The sequence below is a fragment of the Acinetobacter sp. YH12144 genome (genome assembly GCF_013418345.1).
GTDB lineage: Bacteria > Pseudomonadota > Gammaproteobacteria > Pseudomonadales > Moraxellaceae > Acinetobacter > Acinetobacter amyesii.
Genome location: NZ_VPCD01000028.1, coordinates 21,439 through 28,161 on the forward strand (window position 1 = coordinate 21,439; position 6,723 = coordinate 28,161).

7 protein-coding genes are annotated in these 6,723 nt (G+C 44.4%); all 7 read right to left on the bottom strand.

Features of this window, described 5'->3' with window-relative positions; all coding sequences use genetic code 11:
- Positions 1 to 17 precede the first annotated feature (17 nt).
- Positions 18 to 824, bottom strand: coding sequence for an ABC transporter ATP-binding protein (locus tag FTU79_RS15160; RefSeq protein ID WP_078190648.1), 807 nt, complete (start codon positions 822 to 824; stop codon positions 18 to 20).
- A gap of 10 nt (positions 825 to 834) precedes the next feature.
- Positions 835 to 1,650: an aliphatic sulfonate ABC transporter permease SsuC gene (gene ssuC / locus FTU79_RS15165; protein ID WP_078190647.1), complete on the bottom strand. Its 816-nt coding sequence runs from the start codon at positions 1,648 to 1,650 to the stop codon at positions 835 to 837.
- Positions 1,650 to 2,825, bottom strand: coding sequence for an FMNH2-dependent alkanesulfonate monooxygenase (gene ssuD, locus FTU79_RS15170; RefSeq protein ID WP_180051181.1), 1,176 nt, complete (start codon positions 2,823 to 2,825; stop codon positions 1,650 to 1,652). The genes ssuC and ssuD overlap by 1 nt, the downstream gene beginning before the upstream one ends.
- A gap of 33 nt (positions 2,826 to 2,858) precedes the next feature.
- Positions 2,859 to 3,848, bottom strand: coding sequence for an aliphatic sulfonate ABC transporter substrate-binding protein (locus tag FTU79_RS15175; protein WP_180051185.1), 990 nt, complete (start codon positions 3,846 to 3,848; stop codon positions 2,859 to 2,861).
- 26 nt (positions 3,849 to 3,874) lie between these two features.
- Positions 3,875 to 4,837 carry a sulfonate ABC transporter substrate-binding protein gene (locus FTU79_RS15180; RefSeq protein WP_180051188.1) on the bottom strand — a complete coding sequence of 321 codons (963 nt, stop codon included), beginning with the start codon at positions 4,835 to 4,837 and terminating at the stop codon, positions 3,875 to 3,877.
- Positions 4,838 to 5,175: 338 nt separating this feature from the next.
- The gene (gene argA / locus FTU79_RS15185; protein ID WP_180004326.1) at positions 5,176 to 6,528 is read right to left on the bottom strand and encodes an amino-acid N-acetyltransferase; all 1,353 of its coding nucleotides are present in this window, start codon (positions 6,526 to 6,528) and stop codon (positions 5,176 to 5,178) included.
- An 86-nt stretch (positions 6,529 to 6,614) separates the two neighbouring features.
- Positions 6,615 to 6,723 (bottom strand): zinc ribbon domain-containing protein (locus FTU79_RS15190; RefSeq protein WP_179994364.1); only part of this gene is annotated, 109 nt, incomplete at its 5' end.

Consider the following 6,723-nt stretch of genomic DNA (forward strand, 5'->3'; position numbering starts at 1 on the left):
TCCTGCACAAGTACAGCTTAAGTGGCCAACACTGCTTGTAAGACCTGTTGTTCAAGTTCAGTAAATTCAATGCCTTTTTTTCGTGGACGGGCCAAATCGACACGAAATTCTTTGGCAATATGGCCTTTATCGAGCAAGATTATACGGTCTGCCAACTGCACGGCTTCACTTACATCATGTGTGACCAAAATTGCGGTAAAACCTTGTTCAGTCCAGAGTTTTTCAATCAAATTCTGCATATCTAAACGTGTTAAGGCATCGAGCGCACCCAGTGGTTCATCTAGCAGCAAAATGCGTGGTTTATGTGACAAAGCACGTGCCAGTGCAGTACGTTGACGTTGCCCCCCTGATAGCTGTGTTGGCCAAAGCCCCGCTTTGTCTTTTAAACCGACTTTTTCGAGGAGTGCTGTAGCATTGGCGTGTTGGTCTTTGCTTAAACCAAGTTGTACATTTTTCTCAATGCTACGCCAAGGCAGGAGGCGAGGGTCTTGGAACATCACACGAATATCATCACTTGTGATGCCTTCACGAATATGACGAGCAGACTTAAATTTAATTTCGCCATAACTCGGTTTTTCTAAGTCGGCGATGAGGCGAAGCAGGGTACTTTTACCACAGCCACTACGACCGACAATTGCCAAGAATTCACCGGGTTGAATATGTAGGTCAAGGTCCTCAAGGACTTTAACATCGCCATAAAATTTGTGTAGTTGTTCAATCAGGATCTCTGCGCCCAACACCGCATGGGGGTTGATATCCTCGACAGAAGAACGCTGAGGTTGGGTTGAGTCGTCTGCATGACGGCTTATGCTTAAATCGGTCATCACATGCTCCTTATTTTTGGTAACCCGAGTGCCAACGGAGTAAATATTTTTCTAAGGCAACAGCCAGTACATCGGCCAATTTACCGAGTAGGGCATACAATAAAATCCCGACCAAGACGATGTCGGTTTGCAGAAATTCACGTGCGTTCATGGTCATATAACCGATGCCGGCTTGTGCTGAAATGGTTTCTGCCACAATCAACAAAACCCAAACGAGACCGAGTGAAAAACGCAGACCAACTAAAATAGATGGCATCGCCCCTGGCAGAATAATTTCTTTATACAGTTGCCAGCCACTCAAACCGTAGCTTTTGCCCATTTCAATCAGTTGAGGATCTACAGAGCGAATACCATGATAGGTGTTGATATAAATGGGAAAGAATACGCCGATAGCGACTAAAAAAAGCTTGGCCGATTCATCGATCCCAAACCATAAAATCACCAAGGGAATCAGGGCAAGAGCAGGAATGTTGCGGATCATTTGCAGTGTGGTGTCGAGTAACGTCGATGCTGTTTTGGATGAACCATTTAGCAGCCCTAAAAAAAGACCTAAACCACCACCGACTAGAAGTCCAACCAAAGCACGACCCGCACTGATTTGAACATGCTTCCACAGTTCACCACTGATCAGTAAGTTCCAAAAGGCCACCACCACCGCACTTGGCGCAGGCAAAATACGACTTTCTAACAGCCCTGTAACAGAGGCAATTTGCCACACAATAATTAATGCAATAGGAAACAACCAAGGCAGCAAACGCTGCCCGAGTTGTGTTCCACGTGAAACCTTCGGTGCTTTGAAGGTTTCAACAGAAACAGTTTTGGACATTAGGCCGGCTCCTGAATCTTTTCAGCTTTTTTATTTTCATCTGGTGTGTAATTGTTCGCGACAATCTCACCAAATGGGCCGGTTAAGTTAGGTTGAACCAATTTCTGACGTGTTTCCAATGGCAGTAGTGGGAACACCAATTCTGCAAAACGGATAGACTCTTCAAGGTGTGGGTAACCAGAGAAAATGAAGGTGCTAATTCCTAGATCGGCATATTCTTGGATACGTGCGGCTACCGTTTCAGGATCACCAACGAGTGCCGTACCTGCACCACCACGAACCAGGCCAACACCCGCCCATAAGTTTGGCGATACTTCTAATTTGCTACGGTCGCCGTTGTGCAGTTCAGCCATACGGCGTTGACCAACAGAGTCCATGGTTTTGAACTTGGCTTGCGCAGCTGCAATGGTGTCATCGTCGACATATTGGATCAGCTCTTCAGCTGCTTTCCATGCCTCTTCATTGGTTTCGCGCACAATGACATGTAAACGAATGCCATAATTCAGTTCACGTCCTTTGGCTTTGGCTTTTTCACGCACCACTGCAATTTTTTCTTTTACCGCAGCAGGTGGCTCACCCCAAGTCAAATAGGTGTCAACTTGATCCGTTGCCAGATCAACAGCTGCCTCTGAAGAACCGCCAAACCATAGTGGTGGATACGGTTTTTGTACCGGTGGATAAAGTAATTTTGCGTCGTCCACACTCAGGCGTTCGCCATGGAAGGTATAGCTTTCACCAGTATGTGAACGGGTTAAAATTTCACGCCAAATCGTGGTGTATTCCGCGGCAGTTTGGTAACGCGTCGCATGATCTTCATAGACACCATCACCCTTGAGTTCTTGCTCATCACCGCCTGTGACTAAGTTTAGTAAGATACGACCGCCAGATAAACGGTCAAATGTTGCTGCCATACGTGCAGTCAGTGCAGGCGTTGTCACCCCCGGACGTAGAGCGACTAGAAATTTTAGATTTTTAGTGGCATCAATCAAGCTTGCAGCTGTAAGCCATGGATCTTCACATGAACGACCTGTCGGAATCAGAACGCCTTCATAGCCAAGATTATCCACCGCTACTGCAATTTGCTTCATGTAGGCATGATCGACTTGGCGTGCACCTTTACTTGTTCCTAAGTAGCGACTGTCACCGTGGGTAGGGATAAACCAGAAAATTTTCATGTTCAGTTCCTTGTATTTTTGATGGCTCGGGTATCAATGTGATGAAGGTATCCAAACTTGCTTTTGGACTTGAATGTTGTTTGGAATCAGTTGGACTTGTTTAAATAAGTCCGCAATATTTTGCTGTGCTTGTATGACCTCGGGTGTCAGCGAGCGCACAGGAGATGGTTTGGATCGGCGTGAAAAGGCTTGCGCAGCAATATTCTTTTGCAGCCCAGTGCTGTTTTGATAAATCTCTAAAGCCACATTTTGGTTCTTCACAATCCACTGATCGGAAGCGTCTAGGGCCTTTAAAAATTTAGCTGGGGCATCAGGGTGTGCTTGAACGACTTTTGGATTTGCCACATAAAATGAATAGGTCTTTGGAAAATCACCAGATTGAATCAGCACTTTAGCTTGAGCATCCAACTCCGCTGCAGATAAAAACGGGTCCCAAATGGCCCATGCATCAATTGATTTTTTATCAAATGCGGCTCGTGCATCTGCTGGTGGAATCCAAATTGGTTGGATGTCGCTCCACGTCAAACCGGCTTTTTCTAAAGTCTTGGCTAATAACTCATGCGCACTCGAGCCTTTTTGTACAGCAACGCGTTTGCCACGTAATTCTTGAATGGTTTTGATTGAGCTATCCGCTGGAATCACGACAGCAAGCGACTGTTCAGGCACCACTTCATAGCCAATATAATTCAGGTCTTTATTGGCAGCTTGGGCAAAAATAGGCGGGGTGTTGCCGACATAGCCATAATCCACCGCACCGACCGCAAGGGCTTCTAACATTTGTGGGCCAGCAGGGAACTCCTTCCACTCAATGTGAGCACCGGGAAATTGTTGTTCAAAGAGCTTTTGTTCACGGGCAACCAACAAATTTAAGGCTGATTTTTGGAAACCGATAACCAAGGTTTTTACGGCTGTTTCAGTTGGTTTTTCACCATCCTGCTGTGCTGTTTCTTGTTTTTGGCAGGCACTGAGTCCAAGGCCCAAAGTGGCTAAAGTCAGTATGGAAAATGTTCTTAGAATACGCATGGCATCGCCCTTATGCTGTAGTCGGCTTATTTGATAATGGCCGACTCAATATTTAATTTATTGGGAATTAATTTTTCGTTATAAAACGCATCAGCGACTTGCTGCTGCTCTTGCGCCACTTGTGTAGTAATCGGCGTCACTTGATTGCCTAAACGGGAAATTGAGGTTTTAAGCACATCTAGACCTAAGCCGGTTTTGCCTTCGAGTAACTTGGCCGCTTCGTCTTGATTTTTTGAGACCCATTGCGTGGTCAAATTCAACTCATTCACCACAGCTTGCAGCACTTTTGGATTTTCCTGAGCAAATTTACGATCGGCCAAATAGAACTGGTAGTTCTTCACCAAGTTTTCGCCATTGGCAATGGTGCGAGCATTAAGTTGATGCTCAGCAGCAGAAAGGAACGGGTCCCAAATTACCCATGCATTAACGGCACCTTTTTCAAAAGCAGCACGTGCGTCGGCAGGTGGTAAATACACGACATTGATGTCGCTAAATTTAAGCTGATTGGCTTCCAACAGCTTGAGCAACAGGTAATGCACGTTTGAGCCTTTGTTTAAGGCCACACGTTTACCTTTTAAATCCTGAATACTGTGAATAGCCGAATCTTTTTGCACAATTAACGCTTCAGCTTTTGGAACTGCAGGTTGGTTGGCAATGTAAACCAAATCGGTTTGAGCGGCTTGAGCAAAGATAGGCGGTGCTTCACCGACTTCACCAAATGACACGCTGCCCACATTGAGCCCTTCAAGCAGCTGTGGACCCGCAGGAAATTCCACCCATTTGATATTTACACCTTGGCTTTTTAAGGCTGTTTCTAAGGTTCCGCGTTCTTTTAAAATTGGCAATAAGCCATATTTTTGGAAGCCAATATTTAAGGTGACATTTTCATCAGCCTCTTTTTTGCCACAGCCCGACATCATCATGGCACCCACAACCGCTGTAGACAGTACAAGTGTTTTTGTCCAAAGTTTTACTTTGTGAGTACGCATGTGTTGCTCCTATAAAGGTCTAAATTTGCAGAACTGTTGATTTATGAACACATAAGCTAAAGAGTTTTCTTTTTCGAAAAAAATAAGAAAACTTAAATTTAAAATCAGGAAAAAAGATAAATAAAAATCAGCAAAACTTATGAAAAATTATGATTTTAGAAAAACATATAATGTGTCAAAGTATTATTTTAAGTTATTGAAATTATTTATTTATTTGGGTTATTTAAATGGCAGATATGGTTATTCTGTGGCTTGCAAAGTGATTTGAGGGGGATAGCCAAGGGATTAGGCATAACCTTATGCAAAATAATGCTATTCAGCGCATAAAAAAAGCCACTTTAAAGTGACTTTTTACAAACCAATGAGTTTCTTTGGTAGTTGTATAAGGCCTGACGGGCATTCGGTAAGTCATCGACACTGACTTGTTCAAAACCTTGTTCAAGGAACCAATGCGCTGTCCGTGTGGTCAAAATAAACAATTGTTCAATACCTAAATCTCGCGCTTTTTCTTCTAAATAATGCAAAATTTGGCTACCGCGATTTGATTTTCGATACCCCGGATGCACAGCTACGCACGCGATTTCAGCAGAGCGTTTTTCATTCCCTGTGACAGGAATCGGGTATAACGCAGCGCAGGCCAAAATCGTACCGTCACGTTCAATCACTGCAAATTGTCCAATTTCATTTTCCAGACGTTCGCGTGAGCGATAAACCAAGATGCCTTCTTGTTCGAGAGGGCGTAAGAGATTGATTAAGCCGCCAACATCTTGAATATCGGCAGTACGCACTTCTTCATAATGCGCATCAGTGATCATGGTGCCAGAGCCGTCACGCGTGAACAATTCTTCGATCAATGCGCCATCATAGGCATAGGAAATGAGATGAACACGGTGTACGCCTTGAAGGGAAGCATCTTTGGCAACGCTTAAATGCAGGGCTATGTCGGGGTTAGAATCTTGATATTGCAAAATATGCTGATCAAGTTGATGAGGCGTAATTTCGCGTTGTAGCTGCCCATGTTCATTGTGCAAACCATGTTGTTTGCCCAAGAAAATCAACTTATCCGCTTTTAAGCTGATGGCGGTTTTGGTCGCAACTTCTTCAGCCAATAAATTAAACACTTCACCTGTCGTGGAATAACCTGTTGGCCCAAGCACCACAATATTTTGGCTCTCTAAATGACGTTGAATCGCATCGATATCGACGGAACGAACTTCACCAGACAGTTGAAAATCGATACCGTCACGAATGCCATACGGTTTTGCCGTGACCAAATTGCCTGAGACCACATCAATACGCGCGCCGTACATCGGTGAGTTGGCTAAACCCATAGACAGGAGGGCTTCAATTTGCAGACGAATGGAACCGACGGCATTCATCACCGCAGGTAAGGATTCGCGAGTGGTGATGCGACGGTGATGATGAAATGGTGTCTTGATGCCGCTGCTTTGTAAATTATGATTGATTTGCGGACGAGCACCATGCACCAAAATTAGACGAATACCAAGTGAGTGTAATAAGGCAATATCATGAATAATGTGTTGAAAATTTTCATGTTGCAGCGCTTCACCATCAAACATGATGACAAAGGTTTTGTTGCGATGCGCATTAATATAGGGTGCAGAATGACGGAACCAATGCACATACTGTAAGGTTGTGCTGGAAGATGGTTCAGTGATATTCGTTTGCATGCCTATGCCTGTTTATTCGCTTTGGTATGGATGATTCTAAACAAAAACATATGACAGCGGAAAGCAAATTTGACATCCTCACCCCCTTAAAAGAGGGTGATTCCTACAGCTAGACGCTTATGCCCAAGCGCAAGAATGTTTAGAGCTGAGTTTATATCTCGATCATGAGCTGTACCACAGCTCATGCACTCCCAT